Source organism: Roseateles saccharophilus (assembly GCF_031458095.1).
GTDB lineage: Bacteria > Pseudomonadota > Gammaproteobacteria > Burkholderiales > Burkholderiaceae_C > Pelomonas > Pelomonas saccharophila_A.
This window is the reverse complement of the sequence record NZ_JAVDXU010000009.1, coordinates 13,744-36,790: the sequence shown is the minus strand read 5'-3', so window position 1 is coordinate 36,790 and position 23,047 is coordinate 13,744. Positions and strand designations below refer to the sequence as shown.

General features: G+C 68.7%; 21 protein-coding genes and 1 pseudogene. 15 read left to right on the top strand and 7 right to left on the bottom strand.

Features of this window, described 5'->3' with window-relative positions; translation table 11 throughout:
* Positions 1–200: 200 nt before the first annotated feature.
* On the bottom strand, positions 201–995 hold the full coding sequence (locus tag J2X20_RS29200; RefSeq protein ID WP_409034212.1) for a LysR substrate-binding domain-containing protein: 795 nt from the start codon (positions 993–995) through the stop codon (positions 201–203).
* Positions 996–1,178, bottom strand: a pseudogene (locus J2X20_RS29515) (helix-turn-helix domain-containing protein); the annotation flags it as partial.
* 101 nt (positions 1,179–1,279) lie between these two features.
* On the opposite strand from J2X20_RS29515, the gene J2X20_RS29195 reads away from it, so the two are divergent.
* From J2X20_RS29195 to J2X20_RS29185, 3 genes are read left to right on the top strand one after another with little or no spacing between them, the layout of a single operon-like run.
* Complete coding sequence (locus J2X20_RS29195; protein ID WP_310273257.1) at positions 1,280–2,308, top strand: alpha/beta hydrolase family protein; 1,029 nt, start codon at positions 1,280–1,282, stop codon at positions 2,306–2,308.
* A 41-nt stretch (positions 2,309–2,349) separates the two neighbouring features.
* A complete protein-coding gene (locus J2X20_RS29190; protein WP_310273255.1) occupies positions 2,350–3,003 on the top strand; it encodes a 2-hydroxychromene-2-carboxylate isomerase in 654 nt (217 codons plus the stop codon).
* Between the two features lie 47 nt (positions 3,004–3,050).
* Positions 3,051–3,929: a UDP-2,3-diacylglucosamine diphosphatase gene (locus tag J2X20_RS29185; RefSeq protein WP_310273253.1), complete on the top strand. Its 879-nt coding sequence runs from the start codon at positions 3,051–3,053 to the stop codon at positions 3,927–3,929.
* Here J2X20_RS29185 and asd read toward each other — a convergent pair.
* The 3 genes from asd to J2X20_RS29170 are packed head-to-tail and all read right to left on the bottom strand — an operon-like array spanning position 3,922 to position 7,110.
* Positions 3,922–4,842: an archaetidylserine decarboxylase gene (asd, locus tag J2X20_RS29180; protein WP_310273251.1), complete on the bottom strand. Its 921-nt coding sequence runs from the start codon at positions 4,840–4,842 to the stop codon at positions 3,922–3,924. The genes J2X20_RS29185 and asd overlap by 8 nt on opposite strands.
* Positions 4,842–6,488 (bottom strand): aminotransferase class III-fold pyridoxal phosphate-dependent enzyme, encoded by a 1,647-nt coding sequence (locus tag J2X20_RS29175; RefSeq protein ID WP_310273249.1) that lies wholly within the window; start codon positions 6,486–6,488, stop codon positions 4,842–4,844. Before J2X20_RS29175 ends, asd begins: the two co-directional genes overlap by 1 nt.
* A gap of 4 nt (positions 6,489–6,492) precedes the next feature.
* Entirely contained in the window at positions 6,493–7,110 is a 618-nt protein-coding gene (locus J2X20_RS29170; RefSeq protein ID WP_310273248.1) for a hypothetical protein, read from the bottom strand.
* Positions 7,111–7,226: 116 nt separating this feature from the next.
* Between J2X20_RS29170 and J2X20_RS29165 the strand changes: the two genes are divergently transcribed.
* Complete coding sequence (locus J2X20_RS29165; RefSeq protein WP_310273246.1) at positions 7,227–8,468, top strand: glycosyltransferase family 4 protein; 1,242 nt, start codon at positions 7,227–7,229, stop codon at positions 8,466–8,468.
* A gap of 12 nt (positions 8,469–8,480) precedes the next feature.
* Here the strand turns inward: J2X20_RS29165 and lplT are convergent, their stop codons facing one another.
* Positions 8,481–9,746: a lysophospholipid transporter LplT gene (lplT, locus tag J2X20_RS29160; protein ID WP_310273244.1), complete on the bottom strand. Its 1,266-nt coding sequence runs from the start codon at positions 9,744–9,746 to the stop codon at positions 8,481–8,483.
* A 107-nt stretch (positions 9,747–9,853) separates the two neighbouring features.
* Between lplT and J2X20_RS29155 the strand changes: the two genes are divergently transcribed.
* On the top strand, positions 9,854–11,107 hold the full coding sequence (locus J2X20_RS29155) for a putative DNA modification/repair radical SAM protein (protein ID WP_310273243.1): 1,254 nt from the start codon (positions 9,854–9,856) through the stop codon (positions 11,105–11,107).
* Positions 11,107–11,862, top strand: a complete 756-nt coding sequence (locus J2X20_RS29150) for a TIGR03915 family putative DNA repair protein (RefSeq protein WP_310273241.1) — start codon at positions 11,107–11,109, stop codon at positions 11,860–11,862. Before J2X20_RS29155 ends, J2X20_RS29150 begins: the two co-directional genes overlap by 1 nt.
* On the opposite strand, the gene J2X20_RS29145 is transcribed toward J2X20_RS29150, so the two are convergent.
* Positions 11,859–13,322 (bottom strand): GAF domain-containing protein, encoded by a 1,464-nt coding sequence (locus tag J2X20_RS29145; RefSeq protein ID WP_310273239.1) that lies wholly within the window; start codon positions 13,320–13,322, stop codon positions 11,859–11,861. The two genes, J2X20_RS29150 and J2X20_RS29145, sit on opposite strands and share 4 nt — an antisense overlap.
* Before the next feature lie 183 nt (positions 13,323–13,505).
* Here J2X20_RS29145 and J2X20_RS29140 point away from each other — a divergent pair, with 183 nt between their 5' ends.
* Genes J2X20_RS29140 through J2X20_RS29100 form a run of 9 tightly spaced genes read left to right on the top strand, consistent with a single transcriptional unit; the run spans position 13,506 to position 23,045 of the window.
* Positions 13,506–14,414 (top strand): glucosamine kinase nucleotide-binding domain-containing protein, encoded by a 909-nt coding sequence (locus tag J2X20_RS29140; RefSeq protein WP_310273236.1) that lies wholly within the window; start codon positions 13,506–13,508, stop codon positions 14,412–14,414.
* A complete protein-coding gene (locus J2X20_RS29135) occupies positions 14,411–15,139 on the top strand; it encodes a GntR family transcriptional regulator (protein ID WP_310273234.1) in 729 nt (242 codons plus the stop codon). The genes J2X20_RS29140 and J2X20_RS29135 overlap by 4 nt, the downstream gene beginning before the upstream one ends.
* A complete protein-coding gene (gene nagA, locus J2X20_RS29130) occupies positions 15,139–16,269 on the top strand; it encodes an N-acetylglucosamine-6-phosphate deacetylase (protein WP_310273231.1) in 1,131 nt (376 codons plus the stop codon). Before J2X20_RS29135 ends, nagA begins: the two co-directional genes overlap by 1 nt.
* Positions 16,250–17,272, top strand: a complete 1,023-nt coding sequence (locus J2X20_RS29125) for an SIS domain-containing protein (RefSeq protein ID WP_310273229.1) — start codon at positions 16,250–16,252, stop codon at positions 17,270–17,272. The genes nagA and J2X20_RS29125 overlap by 20 nt, the downstream gene beginning before the upstream one ends.
* A 2-nt stretch (positions 17,273–17,274) precedes the next feature.
* Entirely contained in the window at positions 17,275–18,747 is a 1,473-nt protein-coding gene (gene nagZ, locus J2X20_RS29120) for a beta-N-acetylhexosaminidase (RefSeq protein ID WP_310273227.1), read from the top strand.
* Positions 18,747–20,024 (top strand): MFS transporter, encoded by a 1,278-nt coding sequence (locus J2X20_RS29115; RefSeq protein WP_310273225.1) that lies wholly within the window; start codon positions 18,747–18,749, stop codon positions 20,022–20,024. Before nagZ ends, J2X20_RS29115 begins: the two co-directional genes overlap by 1 nt.
* Entirely contained in the window at positions 20,021–20,866 is an 846-nt protein-coding gene (locus J2X20_RS29110) for a glycoside hydrolase family 16 protein (protein ID WP_310273223.1), read from the top strand. Before J2X20_RS29115 ends, J2X20_RS29110 begins: the two co-directional genes overlap by 4 nt.
* On the top strand, positions 20,863–21,984 hold the full coding sequence (locus tag J2X20_RS29105) for a glycoside hydrolase family 18 protein (RefSeq protein ID WP_310273221.1): 1,122 nt from the start codon (positions 20,863–20,865) through the stop codon (positions 21,982–21,984). Before J2X20_RS29110 ends, J2X20_RS29105 begins: the two co-directional genes overlap by 4 nt.
* Complete coding sequence (locus J2X20_RS29100; protein WP_310273219.1) at positions 21,981–23,045, top strand: acyltransferase family protein; 1,065 nt, start codon at positions 21,981–21,983, stop codon at positions 23,043–23,045. The genes J2X20_RS29105 and J2X20_RS29100 overlap by 4 nt, the downstream gene beginning before the upstream one ends.
* Positions 23,046–23,047 lie beyond the last annotated feature (2 nt).

Below are 23,047 nucleotides of genomic sequence, written 5' to 3'. Positions count from 1 at the left end.
AGTGCGGATTCCCGTGTGAAAGTAGGTCATCGTCAGGCTATTTATTAAGCCCAACGCCCCAGTATCGAAAGATGCTGGGGCGTTTGTGCTTTGGGGCGGGAAATCTTTGAAGCAGTCTGTGCCGAAACTACCGCCAGCGAGTTCGGCAGGGGGCATATCGCTGCATCGGTTCAGAATGGACCTACTTGCTGCACAACAGCCTAGCGGCCCGTCAGCAACGAGTCCCGGACGAAGCGCACGAGAGCTCGCGCCGTTTCCGACCCGGCCGGCAAAGGCAGCGTCAGAGCCTGCACGGTGTCGAAGCCAACAAGCAGTTTCCAACCCGGGAGCACATCGCGCAGCCGCGGTGCTGGCCCCGGCTCGGACGCAATCCCAAGTTCCTGCAATGCGGGCAGGGGCTCGACGCAGAAGTCCGGCGCGATGACGACGCCGGCGCCATGGCGGGCCAGAGCCACCAGCCCGTCGAGGTCGCTGCCCCAGGCTGCAGCCTGCAATGACGCGTCCTCGCGCCGGCCGTCGGCATGCTCCCATTGGCTTGCAAAGGGCTCCTCACTCTGGCCCAGCAACAACGCCGGCGCCGCGGCCAGATCCCGTGGATGCTGCAGCGTCGCAAAGCGATCGCTGCCGTAGGCACGAACTTCAAATCTGAGCACTGGCTGGGCCACCCAAGCGTCCGGTGGCTTGCTCGTGACGCGGAAGGCGATATCCAGTCCCTCCCGCAGCAGATCCACGCGCCGATCGGTGAAGAAGAGCTCGTATCGCACTGCCGGATGCAGTGTCTGAAAGCGGGCCAGCAGCGGTGCGAGCACGTGCCGGCCAAAGCCTGCGGTGGCGCTGATGCGTATCGTGCCGTCGAGCTGGTCGCGGGTGTGACGCAAGGCCAGCCGCGCGCTTTCAGCGGCATCGCGGACGGCGCGGGCGCGGGCGTGCAAGCGCCGGCCGGCCTCAGTCAGACCGAGGCTGCGCGTGCTGCGAGCAAACAGCACCAGCCCCACAGCACTCTCGATCGACGCGATGCGTCGGCTGATGGCCGCGCGCGTCAGCCCCAGATCGCGGGCGGCCTGGGCAAAGCTGCCGGCCTGGGCGATGCGGGCGAAGAGTTCCAGCGCGTTCGCGTCCAGGGCCTCTTCCGCGGCGGTCTGGCGGCGGCGGCCTATTCGGGGAGGATTTGTTGACATCTGCTTGACGATCTGAGGCCTGGCGGCGATCTACCGACATAAAAGTTGTCAATCTAGACTGAGTCCAACGCCGCCACAAGCGCTTGATCCCGAGGTTTTCCATGTCCAGCCTGCCCATTTCTCCCGCCGATGTCCTGCCACTGAACATCCCGGTGACAACGCCGCTCGATCTGGAAGAACACCATTCGGCACACGACCTCGAGACGCGCGTGCAACCCGTTGCCCTGCGTTGCAGCGACGGTCGCCTGCTGGCGGCGCAATGGTTCGAGCCGCCGGTGGTGCTCGGCGTGCGCGCGGTCGCAGTCATCGGTTCGGCGACGGCGGTGCCGGCCAGCTATTACCGCCACTTCTCGGAATGGCTGGCGCGCCGCGGCTATGCCGTACTCAGCTTCGACTATCGCGGCATCGCCGCTTCGCGTGAGGCGCTGCTGCCTGGCGAAGACGTGAGGCTGCGCGACTGGGCCCGGTTGGACATGGGCGCCGCCCTGCATGCGGCCGACAAGCGCCGCCGTGCGGAGGAAACCGCGCAGCGGCGTGAGCTCGGCCTGCTGTGGGTCGGCCACTCCCTGGGCGGCAACTCGGTCGGCCTCGTTCCCGGATTTGAAGAGAAAGTCGATGCCCTGCTGGGTGTCGCGGCCCAGGTGGCCTATCTCGGCCACTGGTCGGGTTTTGCGCGCCTGCAAGCCTGGCTGTTCTTCCACCTGATGCTGCCGATCGCTGTGCGCCTCTTCGGCCACGCGCCGGGCCGCATGCTCGGCCCTCGCGCCGAGGACCTGCCTGCCGGCGCCGCGCTGGAGTGGGCGGCCTGGGGGCGCCGGCCCGGCTTCCTGTTCGGCGACGAGAGCCTGGCCCGCGAGCGCAGCTACCACCGCTTCGCCGGTACCGCCCATCTCTGGAGCATCACCGACGACCATCTCTTTGGCCCCGCCGCCGCCGTGGACGCGCTGGCCGGCGAATTCGGCGCGGCCAGCGTGCAGCGCCATGAGGTGTCACCGGCCGATCTGGGCGTGCAGAAGATCGAGCACTTCGGCCCCTTCCGCCGCGATCTGGGCACCAGGCTCTGGCCGCGTCTGCTCGCCCCCATCGAAGCCGCGACGCCGCGGCTTGCAGCCCGCTTGCACTCGGCGTAAGCACCGCTGCGGTGCGTGGCGAGCGCGGCTAAGGTCGCCGGATGATCGATGACCGCTTCCTCGCCGACAACACCGCCCTGCTGCGGCCGCCGGTGCATTTCTACTTCGACTTCTCTTCGCCCTATTCCTATGTCGCCTCCGAGTGGATCGAGGCCGTGGCGGCCCGCCACGGTCGTCGGGTGCAGTGGCACGCCATCCTGCTGGGCGTGACCTTCCAGGCCGCCGAATTGAAGTCGCCCGTCTCCCACCCCATCAAGCGCGACTACACGCTGCGCGACTTTGAGCGTTCGGCCCGCTTTGCCGGCCTGCCCTACAGCCAGCCCGAGACCTTTCCCATCGCCACGCAGAACGCCGCCCGCGTGTTCTGGTGGCTGCACGACCAGGACCCGGCCCGTGCCGTCGCCTGGGCTCATGCGGGGCTGCGCGCCTACTTCACCCGCGGCGTTGTGCTGAGCGACGGTGACGCCCTCAAGGCCTTGCTGGCCGACTCCGGCATCGATGCCGGCGCGGCCGAAGCGGCGTGGAGCGATCCGGTCTGGAAGGCACGTCTCAAGGCAGAAAACGAGGCTGCCGTCGCTGCCGGCGTGTTTGGCGCGCCTCATTTCATCGTCGACGGCGAGCCTTTCTGGGGCAACGACCGCCAGGCCCAGATCGAGCGCTGGCTGGCCAGCGGTCCGTTCAAGGGCATGACCTGAAAACGACGTTCACGCTCGCGTCATGACCGGCGGGCAGCATGCCCGCCATGCCGACGACGCAAGACACCTCTGCCGCCGCCGACTCGCCCACGCTGTCGGTGCGCACCGTCTGGATCTCTGACCTGCATCTGGGCACGCCCGGTTGCCAGGCCAAGGCCCTGCTCGACTTCCTGCGCGATGTGGAGTGCGAGACCCTCTACCTCGTGGGCGACATCATCGACGGCTGGCAGTTGCGCCGCTCCTGGTACTGGCCGCAGGCGCACAACGACGTCGTGCAGAAGCTGCTGCGCAAGGCACGCAAAGGCACCCGCGTCATCTTCATCCCCGGCAACCACGACGAGTTCGCCCGCAAATACCTGATGCACAACTTCGGCGGCGTCGATGTCGTGGAAGAAGCCATGCACGTGACGGCCGACGGCAAGAAGCTGTGGATCACGCATGGCGACCTCTATGACGGCGTCATCCAGTGCGCGCGCTGGCTGGCCATCGCGGGCGACCTGGCTTACGAGTTCACGCTCAAGGTCAACCGCTGGTTCAACCGCATCCGCGCCAAGCTCGGGCTGCCGTACTGGAGCCTGTCGCGCTATCTGAAGCACAAGGTCAAGCGCGCGGTCAGCTATATCAACGAGTTCGAGAACGCCGTGGCCCGCGAGGCCAAGAAGCGCGGGGCGCACGGCGTGGTCTGCGGCCATATCCACCATGCCGAGATCCGCGAGATCGACGGCATCCTCTATTGCAACGATGGCGATTGGGTGGAGAGCCTGACGGCCCTCGTCGAGCACTTCGATGGTCGCCTGGAGATCATCGACCGCGGCGACCAGGCTGCCTTGCCCGGCATGCTGCCGGCACCCATGACGACGGCAGCGCCGGTCGCCATGCCGGTACCGGCCGCCGCGAAGTCCGTGGTGCCCGAGGGCCTCAGCTGACGAGCTTGAGCAGGGCCTGTCCAGCGCAGATCTGCGCGCCGGTGGCAATGCCCTCCGCCAGCTCGAAGCCCGGTGGCACGAAGACGATGATGGTCGAGCCGTGCTCGAACCAACCCATCTCCTGGCCCTTGACCTGAGGCGACGAGCAAGGCATCTCGTGGGCGCCCTTGTGGCCCAGATGCAGCAGCACGTCCAGGAAATGCAGGCGGATGCTGGCCACCAGGATGGCCGCCACAGGCACCAGGGCGATGGCATGGCCGCTGGCCAGCCTCATGCGCACGACGGCGCGCTCGTTGCGGCAGAACAGCCGCTCCACGCGCTTGAGCGCCACGGCGTTGACGTTCCAGGTGTCGCCGCTGAGATAGGTCACATGCTCCACCGTGCCGTCGGCCGGCGCGTGGAAGCGGTGGTACATCGCCGACGTCAATCGCAGCGTGACGAAGCGGCCACCCTCGAAGGCGCTGGCGTCCTGCGTCGGTCCGAACAGCTCCTCGGTCGAATACGGAAAGCCCTTGGCCTGGTAGACCTGGCCCTGCCGCACGATGCCCGTCGCACCGACGATGGCGTCGCTGGGGCTGGCAAAGATCTCGGGCCGGGCGTCGAACACACGTGAACCGGGCTTGAGCTCGCGGGTGAAGCAGTCCTTCAGCGAACGAAACTGGGTGTGCTTGGCCTCGCTCAGATCCAGAGGGATGAAGCAGCGCCACACCGCGATGGTCAGCCTGGTCAGCAGCGGGCTCTCGATGCGCGAGAAGCGGCCCATCAGCTTGGTCAGCGCGATGCGCGGCACGCGGTTGGTCAGCAGGAAGTTCAGGTCCTCCTGGGCGACCAGGCGCTTGAACCAGCCCGGCCGCGGCGCAGCGTCGTCACTCAACCCGCCATCCAGGGCGGGCGAAGCATCTTGGTTTTTCATCAGAACTTCTGGCTCAGCATCTCGCGGAACACGCCGCGGCGGATGGCCTTGGCGGTCAACTCGGGGGCCGTCCACCACCAGCCGTCGGCGCGCATCTCGTCGCAGGCGGCGATGAAGCGGTCCATCACCGCGGCGAACTCGGCGTCGCCATAGTTCAGGCTGAAGATCAGTCGGCCCGTACCCACCCAGCTCAGGGCCAGGCCATGCCTGCGCAGATAGAACTGCAGCATCCAGTGGTAGCGGCCGGGCTGGTCGTACATCACCGTCCAGATCGTCGACAGATTGGCCATGCGCACCGGCGCGCCGGCCGCTTGCAGCCTCGCGTTGAACTGGGCGCAACGCGCGTTCCAGCGCTCGTCCAGGCCGTCGTAAAGCGCCTTCACCTCGGGGCGCTCGATGCGCTTCAGGAAGGACGCCATCGCGGCGACCACATAGGGATGGGCATTGAAGGTGCCGCGAGCAAAGCAGATGTCGGCGGGCCTGTCCTCGCGGTAGCGCGTCATCAGTGCGCGGCTGCCGCAGACGACGCCGACCGGCAGGCCGCCGCCCAGCGTCTTGCCATAGGTGACGAGGTCGGCCTTGACGCCAAAGTGCTGCTGCGCCCCGCCGGGTGCCAGGCGGAAGCCGACGAAGACCTCGTCGAAGATCAGCACGATGCCGCGCGCCGTGCAGACCTCGCGCAACTTCTTCAGCCACGCCGTGTAGGCCTCGCGGTCGTAGGCGGCACGGCGGCTGCCGTCGATCAGGGCCGAGTCGCCCGGCGCATTGGCATTGGGATGCAGGGCCTGCAGCGGATTGATCAGCACGCAGGCGATGTCGCGGCGCGTGGCCAGCACCTTCAGCGAGCGCTCGGCCATGTCCTGCAGCGTGAAGGTCTCGCGCGGTGGCAGCGGGTTGCCGGGGCCGGGCTGCACGTCCTCCCACCAGCCGTGATAGGCACCGGCAAAGCGCACCAGGCGCTTTCTCCTGGTGTGATAACGCGCCAGCCGCACGGCCTGCATGACGGCCTCGGTGCCCGACATATGAAAGCTCACCTCCTCCTGGCCGGAGATGGCCTTCAGACGCGACAGCACCTCCAGCACACAGGGGTGGTAGGCGCCCAGTACCGGCCCCAGCTCGCGCGCCGTGGCCACGGCTTCGTCAATGCATTCCTTGTAGGCGTCATAGCCCAGCACATTGACGCCGTAGGAGCCCGTCAGGTCGTAGAACCGATTGCCGTCCAGGTCCTCGACCTGCACGCCTTCGCTGTGCTGCAGGAAGGCCCCCACCTTGACGTGCTCACGCAGCACCGGACTGAACTGGAACGGCACGCGGTAGCGGCCGGTGAAGCGCAGGTCGGAGATGGTGTCGCGCGCTTGCTCGGTCGCTGCCAGCGTCTTCGCGAAGCGAGTGTCGAACTCGGCACCCAGGCGCTGCAGCGCGGCCTTGCGCTGTGCGGCGACATCGGCCGGCGCGTTGTCGGCCACGAAGAACTGCGCGTCGTCATAGGCATAGCCGGGCACCCAGCGGGCCAGCCGCTTGGCCATGCGCGAGTGGCCGGCCAGCGAGCGGTGCTTGGCCCGCGACAGCTCGATGCGCCGCTTGGCCGCCGGCAGCAGAGCCAGCACGCCCACGGCCAAGGCCGACAGGGTGAGGGTTTCGTCCATGGGCTCAGTGCGCCTGCTGGCTGCCGACGTGTTCCATCGGGTCGATCAGCTGGCCACGCAGCAGATACAGCGGCGCCTTGTGATACAGCATCACGTCGTGGAAGGGGTCGGTGATGATCTTGAAGCCCCAGGCCAGGCCCTGCATCAGGTTCTGCGTCACCCACAGCTGCACGACGCGGAACACCAGGCCCGTCACGCCCAGGCAGAACCAGGCCATGCCGACGTCTTCGATGAAGCCTTGGAAGCCCACCGCGGGCTCGATCAGGCCGCCCAGCGAGGGCGACAGCCACAGCACCAGGGGCAGGGCCACCCACACCGCCATCAGCACGATCTTGCGGCGGATGTTGTAGCCGATCTTGATCTCTTCCTTGTATTCGTCGGTGGCATGGTTTACATGGTCGTAGCCGCGTGGCTCGAAGAAGAAGTGACCCGCCTGGCGAGTCGTCATCGACACGCACCAGGCCAGCAGTGCGGCCCAGGCCGGGTTCACGAAGACCAGGGCATAGGACACCAGGAAGCTGAGCGCGCTGACCAGGTGCAGGCTCTGGTTGATGCGGCTGTGGTGGTAGTAGCGGTGGTCGTCCCAGCGCTGGGTCTTCAGGGTCTGGAAGAATGCGTTCACGTCCCGTCCTTGTCGTTTGGGTGGAAATCGGAGCGCATGGTGGGCTGCTTGCGTGAAATCGGCGTGACGGTCCGGTTGTCATCGTGCTGTTGCAATCGCTGCTGACCATGCGCGGCATGAAGACCGCACACGACGCCGACGACATCCTGGTCGATGACCTGCCCGCGCCGCGCCACTCGCGCCGTCTCGCGGTCGTCACCGAAACCTATCCACCCGAGGTCAACGGCGTCGCCATGTCGATGGCCCGCGTCGTGGACGGCCTGAACCGCCGCAACCACGATGTGCAGCTGATCCGCCCGCGCCAGCCGGCCAAGCCGACGCCGCCACCCAGCGGCAAGCCGGCCATCGATGAGGTGCTGACCAAGGGCCTGCCGGTGCCGCTGTATCCCAATCTGCGCATGGGTGTGCCGAGCAAGCGGGCCCTGGTGAAGCTGTGGTCGTTGCGCCGGCCCGACGTGGTGCACATCGCCACCGAAGGGCCGCTCGGCTGGTCGGCCCTGCAGGCCGCCCAGCACCTGGCCCTGCCGGTCACGTCGGACTACCGCACCAATTTCCACGCCTACGGCAAGCATTACCGCCTGGGCCTGCTGTCCAAGCCCATCATGGGCTATCTGCGCAAATTCCATAACCGCTGCGATGCCACCATGGTGCCTACCGAAGCCATGCGTGTGCTGCTGGCCGAGCGCGGTTTCGAGCGCCTGAGCGTTGTCGGCCGCGGCGTGGATGCCCAGCGCTTCGACCCGGCGCGCCGCAGCGCCGCGATGCGCGAGAGCTGGGGCGCGGGGTCGAACGACCTCGTGATGGGCTATGTCGGTCGCCTGGCGCCGGAAAAGAACCTGGGCGTGGTGCTGGCCGCCTACGAGGCCGTCAAGGCCGTACAGCCGCGCGTTCGCCTGGTTTTCGTTGGCGACGGCCCGATGCGAGCCGAGCTTGCCGCACGCGCGCCCGAGGCGGTGTTCGCGGGCTCGCGCAGCGGCGACGACCTCGCGGCCCACTACGCCGGCTTGGATCTGTTCCTGTTCGCCAGCCTGACCGAGACCTTCGGCAATGTCACGACCGAAGCCATGGCCAGCGGCTGCGCCGTCGTGACCTTCGAGAGCGCGGCGGCGGGCGAGCTGATCCGCAGCGGCGTGAATGGCTGGCTGGCGGGGCCGGGCAAGGAGTCAGACTTCGTTACTGCGACGTGCGTGGCGGCATCGGACGCGGCGGCGCGGCAGCTGATTGCCGAGCAGGCGCGGGCGACGGCGCGGCGCCTGGACTGGGGCGACATCACGGCGCGCTTCGAGTCGGTGCTGGAAGGCGCCATTGCAAGGGCCGAGCCCAGTTTCGGACTGGCTGGCTTGCAGCCGGCTGCCTGATTCGCGGCTGCTTCAGTTGCGGCGATCCGCCCAGATCAGCATCAAGATCAAACTCGCCACCAGCAGCCCCAGTCCGCTGAGCGTGACGCCTATCGGCACTCCCGCCGCCTCGCATCCTGCGTAGGCAGCCAGCATGCCCAGCACACTCAGGTTCTCGTTGAAGCCCTGTACGGCGATCGACCGCCCCGCGCTCAGCAAGGTGGCGCCGCGGTGCTGCAGCAGGGCATTCAAGGGCACGACCATGGCTCCGCCCACGGCGCCAACAAAGGCCAGCACGATGGCCGCCGTGGCCACGTTGCTGACCTGAGCCACCACCGGCATCAGCAAGCCCAGCATCACGCCGGCCCACAGCCCGTGCCGTGCCTGGTGCAAGGCCATCCAGCGTCCTGCCGCAGCCGCCCCGGCGATGACGCCCGCCGCCACCGCAGCCTGCAGATAGGCGGCCTGGCTCAGAGGCAGGGCCAAGGCCTCGCCGGCCCATCTCAGCACGGCGAACTGCAGCGTCGCGCCAACGCCCCAGAACAGCGTCGTCGCCGCAAGCGAGAGGCCACCCTCGCGGTCGCGCCACAACTGGCGGTTGGCTGCGCGGAATTCGCGCAGCAGCGTCGCCGGATCGTGGGCGACGCTGCGCTGCCGGTGTCCGCTGTCCGCGATGCCGGCATTCAGCAGGCTCGACACCGCATAGATCGCGAGCAGCGCGGCCAACGAACCCGTCAGCTTGTCGGCCGGCAGATTCAGCCCATCGCAGAACTCCGCCATGCCCGAGGCCAGCCAGAGCGGGCTCACCAGGGCGCCGCCGAGCACCGCGCCCAGCAGGGCCGCCGACACGACGCTGATCTCGATCCAGCCATTGGCCTTGACCAGGGCCTCGGGCTCGGCCATCTCGGTGATGAGGCCGTACTTGGCCGGCGCATAGGCCGCGGCGCCCAGGCCGACGACGGCAAGCGCGGCGACCGGGTGCAGGCCGAGGGCGAGCAGGGCCAGGCCCATCATCTTGACGAGGTTCATCGCCGCCATCACGCGGCCTTTTGCGAAGGCGTCGGCCAGCGGCCCGACCCAGGGCGCCAGCACCACATAGGCGGCCATGAAGCCCACCTTCAGCAGCGGTGCCCACCAGGCGGGGAAGCCCTGCTGGGTGAGCAGTGCGATCGCGACGATCAACAGGGCGTTGTCTGCCAGTGCCGAGGCGAACTGCGCGCCGATGACAAGGCCGAAGCCTCGCGGCAGCGTGGGCCGGGTGGTGCAGAGAGCGGTGGCGTCGGAAGAAGTGGCATGCACGAGCGCCGCACTGTGGCGCCGCGGCGTGAAAAGCCGATGACGCGGCCGCGTCGGGCACCGGAGGATTGACACGACTGCGCATGCTGTATGGATATACAGTATCCGCCATGGAAGTTCAGGACAAGCTCGCCATCCTGGCCGACGCTGCCAAATACGACGCCTCCTGCGCCAGCAGCGGCGGCGAAAAGCGCGACTCGCGCGATGGCCGCGATATCGGCTCGACGAATGGCCACGGCATCTGCCATGCCTTCACGCCCGACGGCCGCTGCGTGTCCCTGCTCAAGGTGCTGCTGACCAACTGGTGCGTGTACGACTGCCTTTACTGCATCAATCGCAAGTCCAGCGACACGCGCCGCGCCCGCTTCGCCATCGACGAGGTCGTGCAGCTGACGCTGTCCTTCTACCGCCGCAACGTCATCGAAGGGCTGTTCCTGTCCAGCGGCATCATCCGCACGCCCGACTACACGATGGAGCAGGTCATCGAGGTGGCGCGGCGGCTGCGCGAGCAGGAGCACTTCAAGGGTTATATCCACCTGAAGACGATTCCGGATGCGGCGCCGGAACTGGTCGAGCGCGCCGGGCGCTATGCGGACCGGCTGTCCATCAACGTTGAGCTGCCCAGCGCCGCCAGCCTGAAGGCCCTGGCGCCCGAGAAGGACGCCGAAGGCATTGCCCGTACGATGTCGCGCATCCATCTGCGCCTGCAGGCGGCAAGCGAGGCCAAGCGCGAGGCTGAGGCGGTGCGCGCGCTGCCGGGCGCCGCGGCCCGCGCCGTCAAGCCGCCGCCTTTCGCACCCGCAGGGCAGAGCACCCAGCTCATCGTGGGCGCCGATGCCTCCGACGACCGCGCGGTGCTGCAGCTGTCCAGCCGGCTCTACAGCGGCCAGCGCCTGCGGCGCGTCTACTACTCGGCCTACAGCCCCATCCCCCACGCCAGCAGCCAGCTGCCGCCGCAGGCTGCGCCGCTGCTGCGCGAGCACCGCCTCTATCAGGCCGACTGGCTGATGCGCTTCTACGGCTTCGGCGCGGACGAGATCGTCACCGAGGCTGGCTTCCTGTCGCTGCGCCACGACCCCAAGCTGGCCTGGGCGCTGGCGCATCCGGCCAGCTTCCCTCTCGATGTGGACCGCGCGCCGCGGGAGGCCTTGCTACGCGTGCCGGGCTTGGGTGTGGGATCGGTCGACAAGCTGCTGGCCGCACGCCAGCGCCGCCGGCTGCGGCGGGCCGACCTGTTGGCGCTGGGTCCCGCAGCCAGGCGCGCGTTGCCCTTTTTGGTGGCCGTCGACCACCGACCGCGCGCAGTCGATGTGCGGGCCCTGGCCCGGCCTGCGCCTCAGCCCGAGCAGGCGGTCTTGTTCTGATGAGGCTGCCACTGCGTTTCCCCGCCGATTGGGACGGCTTTGCCGCGGAACTGCCGGCGCTGCTGGCGGGGCACAAGGACTGGACGGCGGATGTCGGCAGCCAGGTCGCCTTGTTCGGCGCGCCGGCCGAGTCGAGCGCGCAGGCCTGGTCGCCGCCCGAGGGCTGGGCTGAGCTGGGCCGTCGCGTCGCTATGCATGCCGACGATTCGCGCTACGCCCGGCTGCTTGGCTTCGCGCGCCGCCTGCAGCACGAGCCGGGCCTGTGGTTGGACGTGCTTGACTCCGAGCGGCGCCGCCTGCTGGCCATGGCCCGCGCGGTCGACCGCGAGATCCACAAGATGCATGCCTTCGTGCGCTTTCGAGAAGTGGCCGACGAGCAGGCCGCCGATGGCCGCCGTCACGTCGCCTGGTTCGAGCCGGCGCATCATGTGCTGCGCGCCGTCGCGCCCTTCTTCGTGGACCGTTTCGCGCAGCACCCCTGGGCCATCCTGACGCCGCGGGGTTGTCTGCATTGGGACGGCCAGCGCCTGTCCGGCGCCGGCCCAGTCCGGCGCGAAGATGCGCCCGCCGAGGACGCCGGCGAGGCGCTTTGGCTGACCTATTACCGCAGCATCTTCAACCCGGCGCGGCTCAAGGTCGCGGCCATGAAGAAGGAAATGCCGGTGCGCTACTGGGCGCAGATGCCGGAGACACAGCTCATCAGCGAACTGGTGCGCGAGGCGCCGCAGCGGGAAGGGCGGATGCGCAGCCTCTAGGCGCCCTGGGCTTCGAACAGCAGCGCCAGCTGGCTGGCGATCAGCAGCTCCTGGCGCGTCCACGCCCGCGTCGCGCGCGCATCGACCAGCCACAGCGCGCCCGCGAGCTGGGCGCCGTCGTACAGCGGCACTTCGATGCGCGCTTCGGCAGCGCCGGCCAGCCCGGCCAATTCGGCATGGCAGGGGTGCAGGGCCGCGTCGGGCAGGGCCAGCGGCGCGCCGTGGCGAGTCAGCAGGTCGACATAACGGGGGTGGTCACCGGCGTTCAAGCCGCCGTGACCCAGAGGCCAGCGAATCACGTTCGCCAGCCCCAGGATGCGCGCACTGGCCGACTTCAACTCGGCAAGGGCTTCGGGTGGCGGGGCCGCGGCCAGGCGCTGGCGCTGGCCGCAGAGATGCAGCAGCAACTCCTCGGGTGAGGCCGGGGCGCCGGCTTCCTCGGCAGGCGGCGCGGCCAGCGTGGCGCGCGCGGGCAGGGACAGGCGTTCGATCTCGGACTGCAGGGCCAGGTGTTGCCAGAGGTGGTCCAGGGCCGCCGGCGCATCGCCCTCGGCCTGCAGCAGTTCGGCCAGCTGCAGATGGGCCTGGCGGGCCTGGGCGCGAGCCTGGATGCGCTGGGCCAGGGCCAGGCCGTGGCGGGTCGAGCGCACGGCCCCGGCGTTGTCGCCGCGGGCCAGGGCGATCTCGGTCCAGGTGCGGCTGGCGGCGGCCTCCAGCCAGGGATAGCCGTCGCGGGCGGCGATGTCCAGGGCCAGACGGCAGTCGGCCACGGCCCAATCCATGCGCTGGCGGGCCAGGGCGGCGCGGGCGAGATGCCAATGCGCCTCGGCCTCGAAGACGCGATGGGCGCCGCGCCGTGCCGCCGCCAGGCCATGGCTGAAATGACGCTCGGCTGCCGGCAGGTCGTCGGTTTCGAAACTGCCGACGCCAATATTGAGGGCCAGCTTGGCCGACAGATAGCTGTCGTCGGTGCCGGCCAGATGTTCGCCGGCGTCGCGCATCTGGCGCAGCCCGCGGGCCCAGTCGGCCTGGGCATAGTGGATCTGGCCCAGCCCGATGCGGGCGGCCACGCCGGTCTGCAGATGGGCGCTGACTTCGGAGAGGTCCAGGGCCCGCGACCACTGCTCGCTGGCGAGCTGGTATTCGCCCTGCTGGTAGGCGATGCGCCCCAGGGCCTCGCAGACCCGCGCCGCCTGCACCGGGAAGTGGCCGGCGGCCGCGAGCGCGCCGGCCTGCTCCAGCGCGGGCAGCAACTCGAGCGCACGACCGCGCGGCTCCAGCAGGCCGAAGCGCGCGTAGAGGGCATCCACCCCGACAGCGATGTCGCCGGCCGTGAAAGCGTTTACGCTGAGAGATTCCAGCAACCGGTCCGCCACGGCCGGATGGCGATGGGCGACGCGGGCGATACGGCCCAGCAGGTCGGCCAGGGCCTCGCTGGCGGCAGGGTGGAGAGTGAACACGGCGGCAGATCCGGAAGATGGAGAGGGTTGGTTTCTCACTGGTATTCTTGTCGATTCCGAGAGCGAGCCGCACTCTCATCCGGGCTGATCCTTAGCCCAATTGAGTGGCCGTAGACCAGTTTAAAACCAATTGACGCACCTCGTCGTTGGTATTAGAGTGGTATCGACTGAACCCCGTCGACCATGCCAGCTGTTCTCGATCCCACTCTCCTGACTTCCCATGATTCCGGCCGGCCCGCGCGTTGGTGGGTCGGCATCGACGGTGGCGGTACCAGCACACGGGCCGTCGTGGCGGACGCTGAGGGCCGCATCGTCGGCCGCGGCGAGGCAGGGGCTTCGGCCCTCAACCAAGGGACCGAGCAGGCCTGGAAGCATATTGGCGACGCTATCAGCCGCGCCGGCGTGCAAGGCCTGGCGCTGCGGGATTGCGCTATCGGCCTGGGCCTCTCCGGCACCGGCGTGCCGGCGCAATTGCGTTCTTTCGTGGCCGCCGATCCCGGCGTTGCACGCTTTTCCCTGGTCACCGATGGCTTGGTCGCGCTGTTGGGCGCCCATGGCGGCCGTCCCGGCGCTCTGCTGATCTCCGGCACCGGTTCGGTGGCGGAGGCCCTGCTGCCCGACGGCAGCCGCCGAATGGTCGGGGGCTGGGGTTGGCAGATCGGCGACGAGGGCAGTGGCGCCTGGCTGGGCCAGCAGGCCATGAAGCTGGCCCAGGCCGCCTACGACAGCCGCGTGCCGGCCGGCCCGCTGGTGCAGGCCGTCTGGCGCCAGACCGGCGCAACGCGCGAGGACATGCTGGGCTTCTGCGCCCAGGCGGGGCAGGGCGGCTATGCCGGCCTGGCGCCGCTGGTTTTTGAACATGAGGGCGACGACCCCGCCGCCGGCGCGCTGCTGGCCGATGCCGCCCGCGCCCTGGATGCGCTGGGGGCCGCCGTCCATCCCACCCTGCCGCTGGCCCTGGCCGGCAGCATCGCGCTGCGTCTCGCGCCGCGCCTCAGCCCGGCCCTGCAGTCACGCCGTGTCGAACCCCAGGGCGAGCCGGTCAGCGGCGCGCTCTGGTTGATTCAACAACAAGAAATGAACCACGCATGAGCGCTGTCTTTGATTTCAAGCCCGACCCCAATGCGGCGTCGCCTCTTTATATGCAGCTGGCGCAGAGTCTGGCCACGGCCATCCGCGACGGCGTCTTCCACGCCGACGAGGCCCTGCCCTCCGAGCGCGTGCTGGCCGAGCAGCTTGAGCTGTCGCGCGTCACCGCTCGCAAGGCCATCGATCGCCTCGTCGAGCAGGGGCTGATCATCCGCAAGCGCGGCTCGGGCAACTACATCGCGCCCAAGCTCGAGCAGCCGCTGACCCGCCTGACCAGCTTCTCCGAGGAACTGCACCAGCGCGGCTTCGTGCCCAGCTCGCGCTGGCTGCTGCGCGGCTTCACGCCGGCGGCGCCGGACGAGCAGCTGTCGCTGGAGCTCAAGAGCGGCGAGCGAGTCGCCCGCCTGGAGCGCCTGCGCCTGGCCGACTCGGTCGTCATGGCCTATGAGGTCAGCGTGTTGCCGCAGACCGTGCTGCCCGACCCGCAAAAGGTCGAGGCCTCGCTCTACACCCACCTCGGCGACCGCGCCCCGGTGCGCGCCCTGCAGCACATCCGCGCGCTGAATGCGGACGCCAAGCTCGCCGGTCTGCTGGAGGTGCCGTTAGGCGCGGCCGTGCTCTTCATCACGCGGGTCGGCTATCTGTCGTCGGGCCAGGCCGTCGAGCTGACGCATTCCTATTGCCGAAGCGACTACTACGACTTCGTGGCCGAGATGCGCAGGGACTGATGAAACTGCGACTCGAAGGCGACATCGTCACGCCGCAAGGCGTGATCACCGGCCACCTGGACATCGAGCATGGTCGCATCGCGGCCGTCAGCGGCACGCCCATAGCCGTCTCGCGTGCCGGCGAGGGCGGCCGGCCCATCCTGCTGCCCGGCTTCATCGACACCCATGTGCATGGGGGCGGCGGCCGCGACACCATGGAAGGCGGCGACGCCATCGCCACCATCGCTCGTCGCCATGCCCGCCACGGCACGACGGCCCTGCTGGCCACGACGATGACGGCGCCGGTCGGCGAGATCGAGGCCGCACTGAAGGCCCTCGGCCCGGTCTGCCGCGAGCGCGGCCGCCAATCGGCGCGCGTGCTCGGCGTGCATCTCGAAGGGCCCTACATCAGCCCCGACAAGCTCGGCGCCCAGCCCGCACACGCCATTCCGGCGACGCTGGAAGAGGTGCAGCGCCTCAATGAATTCGCGCCCATCAAGGTGCTGACCATCGCGCCCGAGATGGAAGGCCATCTCGCGCTGATCGGCCCGCTGCGCGACGCCGGCATCCGCGTGCAGATCGGCCACAGCAGCGGCGGATATGACGATGGCGTGGCCGCTATCCAGGCCGGCGCGGCCGGCTTCACCCATCTCTTCAACGCCATGACGGGCCTGCATCACCGCGAGCCCGGCATGGTCGGCGCGGCCCTCGCCCATGGCGAGCATGCCGAACTCATCCCCGATCTCATGCATGTGCACCCCGGCGCCATCCGCGTCGCGCTGCGCAGCATCCCGGGACTGTTCTGCGTCACCGACTCGACGGCCGCGGCCGGCATGCCCGATGGCGAATACCGCCTCGGTGAATACACGGTTCAAAAGTGTTTGGGCGGCGTGCGCCTGGCCGACGGCACGCTGGCCGGCAGCGCCCTGACCATGGACCAGGCCCTGCGCAATCTCGTGCAGGTGCTGGGCCTGGACCTGATGGATGCCGCGCGGCGCGTGTCGACCGCCGCGGCCGAATACCTGGGCCTGGCCGATCGCGGGCGGCTTGCCGCCGGCGCCTGGGCCGATGTGGTGGTCATGGATGCCGCGCTGAATCTGCGGCGCGTGTTTGTTGAAGGTGAAGAGATCGATGTCGTCGTTGATGCTTGAAGAGGCGCTGAGTGCGCCGGACGTGGTGGCCCGCCAACTGGCAGCGGACCCGCTGAGCTACAACCGCCTGGGCCAGGCCCTGCAGCAGCAGCCGCCTTCCAGCGTGCTGACCATTGCGCGCGGCAGCAGCGACCACGCCGCCCATTACCTGGCCTATCTCGTCATGGCGCGCCTGGGCCGGCTGGTCACTTCGCTGCCGATGTCGCTGATCACCCTCTACCAGAGCCGCATCCACTGCGAGGGGCTGCTGTCCATGGCCTTCTCGCAGTCGGGCCAGAGCCCCGACCTGATCGCGCCGACCCAGTTCTTCCGCGAGGGCGGCGCGCGCACCGTGGCCTTCGTCAACGCCAGCGGCTCGCCGCTCGCGGCTGCAGCCGAGCATGTGTTCGAGCTGCACGCCGGCCCCGAGAAGAGCGTCGCCGCGACCAAGAGCTACATCGCCCAACTCGTCGCCGGGGCCCGCGTCGTCGCCGCCTGGCAGCAGGACGACGCCCTGCGTGCGGCGCTCAATGTGCTGCCCATCGCGCTGGAGCAGGCTTCCAAGCTGGACTGGAGCGCCGCCCTGCCGGTGCTGAAGGAAGAAGACCGCCTCTTCGTGCTCGGCCGAGGCACGGGCCTGGCCGTCGCGATGGAAGCGGCGCTCAAGCTCAAGGAGACCTGCGGCATCCAGGCCGAGGCCTTCTCGGGCGCCGAGGTCAAGCACGGCCCCATGGCCCTGGTGCGCGATGGCTACCCGCTGCTGGTGTTCGCGCCGCGCGGCCCGGCCCAGGCCGGCCTGCTGGCCATTGCCGACGAGATGCGCCAGCGCGGCGGCCGCGTGTTGCTGGCAGCGCCCCTCGGTACGCCGGGCGCCGAACTGCCCCTGGTCACGACCGGCAATGAGGATCTCGATCCCATCGCCCTGGTGCAGAGCTTCTATCCCATGGTCGAGGCCCTGGCGCGCGCGCGCGGCTTCAACCCTGACGTCCCGCCCAACCTGGCCAAAGTCACGAAGACGCATTGATCATGAGCACCTTTGATCCCGGCCGTCTCGTGATGGTCGACATTCCCGGCCCCTCACTCGACGCCGACACGGCCGCCTTCCTGCGCGAGCAGAAGATCCGCTCGGTCTGCCTGTTCCGCAAGAACATCGGAACCGAGGCCGAAGTGAAGGCGCTGATGCGCGACCTCATCGATGTGCTTGGTCCCGAGGCGTTGATCGGCATCGACCAGGAAGGGGGCGCGGTGGTGCGCGTGACCTTCCTGCCTCAGCCGCCGTCGGCCATGGCCCTGGGCGCCAGTGGTGATGCCGACCGCGCGGAAGCGGTTGGCGCGGCGGTGGCACGCGGGTTGAAGTCGCTGGGCATCAACTGGAATTTCGCGCCGGTGCTGGACGTCAACAACAACCCGGCCAACCCCGTCATCGGCGAACGCAGCTTCTCCAACGACCCGGTCGAGGTCAGCCGCCTGGCTGCGGCCTGGATGCGCGGCTCGCTGCGCGAGGGTGTGGCCTGCTGCGTCAAGCATTTCCCTGGCCATGGCGACACCCATGTCGATTCCCATCACGCCCTGCCCACCGTCGACAAGACACGCGCCGAGCTGAACGCACTGGAGCTTGCGCCCTTCAAGGCCCTGGCGTCGCAGGCCCCGGCCATGATGACGGCCCACATCGTCTACCCGCAGATCGACCCCGACCGGCCGGCCACGTTGTCGCCACAGCTGATCGGCGGCATCCTGCGCCAGGACTGGGGCTACGACGGCGTCGTCATCACCGACGCGCTGATGATGAAGGCCGTGGCCGAGCGCTTCGGCTATGCCAAGTCCGCCGTCATGGCCATCGAGGCCGGTGCCGACATGGTGCTGGCCCAAGGCTCCAAGGCCGAGCAGCTCGTCGCCATCAATGCGCTGCGTGACGCCTTCACGAGCGGGCGGCTGACGCCCGAGCAGGGCGCGACGGCCAACCGCCGCCTGGACCGTCTCGCCGCCACCTACCCGGCCCGTGCCGTGGACGACAGCGCCGCGCGTGACAGCGACCATGCGCTGATGGCCGAGGCCTGGGCCGCCGGCTTGACCGCGCTGCGCGGCGCCAGGCCGCCTCAGCTTTCCGCCCCCATTCGCGTCATCGTGCAGGGTGATGTGCCGACCGACATGGTGTCGGAGGCCGGTCCCACAGGCCGCCAGGCCGTGGCCCTGTTCGAAGCCTTCTCCGACGCCCAGGTGCAGATGGTGGACGACATCGCCCAGCTCGACTGGAAGACCGTGCCCAAGGACGGCCGCGTCAACGTCCTTGTATCCACCCGCCGCGCCCGCTACGGCCTGGCGGCGTCCGAGTGGCAGCCCGACCTGCACCTGTCGCTGTGGAACCCCTACCAGACCCTGGACGTGGCCGGCCCGACGGTGCTGAGCTGGGGCTTCGCTCCCGGCGCCCTGGCCGGACTCAAGGCCTGGCTGGAAGGCCGCGTCCAAGCCACCGGCCGCGCGCCGCAAGGGCTGCAGTGATGGAGCAGCAGAAGACGCCGATGCGGTGGGTGCCCACCCTGTACTTCGTGCAGGGCATGCAGTTCTTTGTCGTGATGCTCATCGCGGGCCTGATGTTCAAGAACCTGGGCGTCGAGAACGACCAGATCGCCCGCTGGACGGCGGTGCTGGGCCTGGCCTGGGCCATCAAGCCGCTGTGGAGCCCCTTCCTGGAGCTGGCTCGCAGCAAGAAGCTCATCGTCGTCGCGGCGCAGTATGTGGGCGCCGTGGGCCTCGGCCTGATGGCCCTGGCCCTGCACCTGCCGCATTGGTTTGGCGCGGCCATCATCGTGCTCTTCCTGATCGCCTATGCGTCAGCCACGCATGACATCGCCTGCGACGGCCTGTATATGTCGTCGCTCGACGAGAAGCGGCAAGCCGCCTACGCCGGCTGGCAGGGGGCCTTCTTCAATGGTGCGCGCTTTTTCATCACTGGCGTCATCCTGAAACTTGCAGGCTATCTGGAAGGCACGATGGGTGCGGTCAACGCATGGTCCACCGTCTTCCTGGCACTGGCCGGCCTGGTGGCCCTGCTGGCCACCTACAACGCCCGCTTCCTGCCCGGCACGCTCTCCACCGAGCACAGCGAGCTGACGGCCTCGGGTGTCGCCGCGATGCTGAAGGAGGTTGTTGTCGACTTCTTCCAGAAGCCCGGCATCTGGCGAGCGGTCCTGTTCATCGTCATGTTCCGCTTTGCTGAAGGCCAGGTGCAGACCATTGGCCCGCTCTTCCTGCTGGAAGCTCGGGACAAGGGTGGCCTGGGCCTGACAACCGGCCAAGTGGCCGACGTTTACGGCTGGGTCGGCACAGGTTCCTTCCTGGTCGGCTCGGTGCTGGGCGGCTGGGTGACCAGCAGGCTCAGCCTCAAGCGCGCCATGCCGCTGCTGCTGGTGGCCATGAGCGTGCCCAACGTGACCTTCTATTACTTGGCCAGCCAGTTGCCTGCAGACATGCCGCATATCGCCGCAGCGGTGGGCATCGAGATGTTCGGCTATGGCTTCGGCTTCGTCGGCATGATCCTCTACATCATGCAGGCCGTGGCCCCGGGGCGCTTCCAGACGGCCCACTATGCGCTGGGTTCCGGCGTCATGCAGCTGGGCTTCATCTTCGCCAAGTCCATCAGCGGCGACATCCAGATCGCCATGGGCTATGAGCACTTTTTCGCCTGGACCATCGGCTGCGGCCTGCCGGCCCTGCTGCTGCTGCTGTGGGTGCCGATGCCGCGCAAGGACGTTGCTGCTGAACCGGTGCCTGCATGAAGAGCGCAGCCCTGCTTTTGCTCGCCGCCGCTCCGGCCTTTGCAGCGGGTGGCGAGTTCTTCGACGACTTCTCGCAGCCGAGTCTCGAAGCGCTTCGCGACAGCGGCTGGGTGCTGCGTGAAGGCACGGGCCACCCCGGCCTGCCAGGCGCCAGCTTCAAGACCAGCCAGCTGTCGCTGGGCGGCGGGCTGCTGAGGCTGAAGATGTCCACCGACGGCACGCCGGCCAACACGACGCTGGCCCAGCTCTGCGCACCGCGCAAATTCCTCGTCGGCACGACGACGGCGCGGGTGCGCTTTCGCGACACGCCGGGTTCGCGTGACCCCGTCATCCAGAGCTTTTTCCTGGCTGGTCCGCTGAAGCACGATTACGACCCCGATTTCAGCGAGGTCGACTTCGAATACCTGCCGCACGGCGGCTGGGGCGAGCCGCAGACGCGGCTCTACGGCGTCAGCTGGCACACGGTGCGCATCGACCCCTGGGAGTCCTTCAACCAAGCCTCCATCCTGCAGGGCAGCTTCGATGGCTGGCAGCTGCTGACCGTGCAGGTCGAAGCCACGCGCACCCGCCACTTTGTCAATGGCCGCCTGATCGGCGAGCACACCGGCCGCAATGTGCCGGCGAAGCCGATGGCGATCAGCTTCAACCACTGGCTGGCCGACGGCGCCAAGCCCGGTGCGCCGCGTGACTACGAGTTCGAGGTCGACTGGGTGCTGCACGAGGCCGGCAAGACGCTGAGCCACACCGCCATGCAGGCCCGTGCCATGCAACTGCGCAAGCAGAGCGTGGCTCGCCGCGATACCGTGGCCGATGTCGGCCTGACCAGCGAATGCAATCTATGAAGAAGACCCTGATCGCCACCCTGGCGCTGGCTGCCTCTCTGGCGCAGGCGCAAACCAAGCCCGTCGTCGGCACCTACATCCTGGCCGAGCGCGGTGTCGACGTCGTCGAACAGCTGCAACCCGGCCGCGTCACGCATCTGCTCTACGCCTTTTTGCTGATTTGCGGCGAGGGCCAGCGCGCCAAGGAGGCCGAGGCTTGCAAGGACAAGCCGCCCTTCAGCATTGCGTCGCATGCCGACCAGGAGATCTTCTCCGCCGCCTTCCAGCGCCTGAAGCAGCGCGACCCCAAGGTGCAGGTCCTGGCCTCGGTCGGGGGCTGGGGCGGGTCCGACCCCTTCTTCCATCTGGCCGCGACCGCCGAGGGGCGCAAGGCCTTCGTGAAGCACTCCATCGACTGGCTGCGCGCCCACCCGGGCTTTGACGGCCTGGACATCGACTGGGAGCATCCCGGCTCCAACGGTGCGGTCAACGGTGTGGCGTTGGGCAGCCCGGCCGACGCTGAGAACTATGTGCTGCTGATGCAGGACCTGCGTGCGGGCCTGGACGCACTGGGTCGCGAGGCTGGCAAGCGCTATGCGCTGACCACCGCGATTGCGACGACCAAAGAGCAGCTCGCTCGCATGGCCATGGGGCGTGCGGCGGCGTCCCTGGACCTGGTCTTCATGATGACCTACGACTTCGCCGGTCCCTGGACGAAGAAGGCGGCCAACCACGCCGCGCTGCGCAGCGCCAGGCCCGGCGACGACAGAAGCCTGGAAGCTTCGGTCGCCAATCTGAAGCGCGAAGGCGTGCCAGCGGCCAAGCTGGTGGCGGGCGTTGCCATGTATGGCCGCGGCTTTGACGGCGTCAAGGCCGATGGCAGCTATGCAAAGCCCTGGCCCAACGAGGACGGTTCGGTGGCCTTCAAGGACATCGACTCGCTGACCGGCATGAAGGCCCATTTCGACAAGCGCACCCAGTCCTGGGCCATGGTGGGGGGTGGCCGCTTCGTCGGCTATGACGATCCGCGCGCCGTGCGCGCCAAGGTGGCCTTTGCCAAGAAGCAGGGCTTGGCCGGCGTGTTCGCCTGGGAGCTGAGCCAGGACAACGGCGAGATCCTGGGCGCGATGCAGCCATGACACGGCGCATCGCGTCGGTGGACGCGCTGCGCGGCCTGGCCGTCGCGGCCATGCTGCTGGTCAACAACCCGGGCGACTGGGGCGCGGTCTACTGGCCGCTGGAGCATGCGGACTGGCATGGCTGCACGCCGACCGACCTGATCTTTCCCTTCTTCCTCTTCATCGTCGGCGTCTCCGCCGCCCTGGCCCTGGGGCCGCGCGTGGATGCCGGCGCCGCGCCCGGGCCGCTGCGCAATGCCGTCGTGCTGCGCGGCCTGCGCATCTTCGGCCTGGGCCTGGTGCTGCATGGGCTGGCCTGGTGGCTGATGCACAAGCCCGAGTTCCGGATGCTGGGCGTGCTGCAGCGCATCGGCATCTGCTTCGCTTTCGCCGGTGCGGCGGCCATCCATCTGCGTGCGCGTGGGCAGTGGACGCTGTTGCTGGCCCTGCTGATCGGCTATGGCGCGCTGCTGCAGTTCGGCAGCCCGACGCTGGACAAGGCCGGCAGCCTGAACCAGCGCCTGGACACCCTGGTGCTGGGCCGCTGGGCCTATGAATGGAATGGCGCAACCGGCATCGCCTTCGACCCCGAGGGCCTGCTGTCCACGCTGGGCGCTCTGGCCACCACCGTTCTGGGCCTGCTCTGCGGCGGCCTGCTGAGGCGCGAGCAGACGCGCGGCCTCTTGCTGACCGGCATCGCGGCGGCCCTGGTGGGCTGGTGGTGGTCGCGCTGGCTGCCCTGGAACAAGCAGCTGTGGACGCCGTCCTTCGTGCTGTGGACCGGCGGCCTGGCCACGGTGGCGCTGGCCGCGGCGCATCAGTGGGTCGACCGCCTCGGCCATCGCGCCATAGGCCGCGCCTTTGGCCTGAACGCCATTGGCGCCTATGCCGGGGCCTGGATGTGCACCGTGCTGCTGGTGGCCACCGGCTGGATGGAGCCTCTGTACCGCACGGTATTCGGCCCGCTGGGGCCGCTGATCGGGCCGCAGGGCCAGTCGCTGACCTTCGCCCTGGCCTTCGTCGCTGTCTGGGCGCTGATCGTCTGGGCCCTGGACAAACGGCGCCTCTACTGGAAGATCTGACG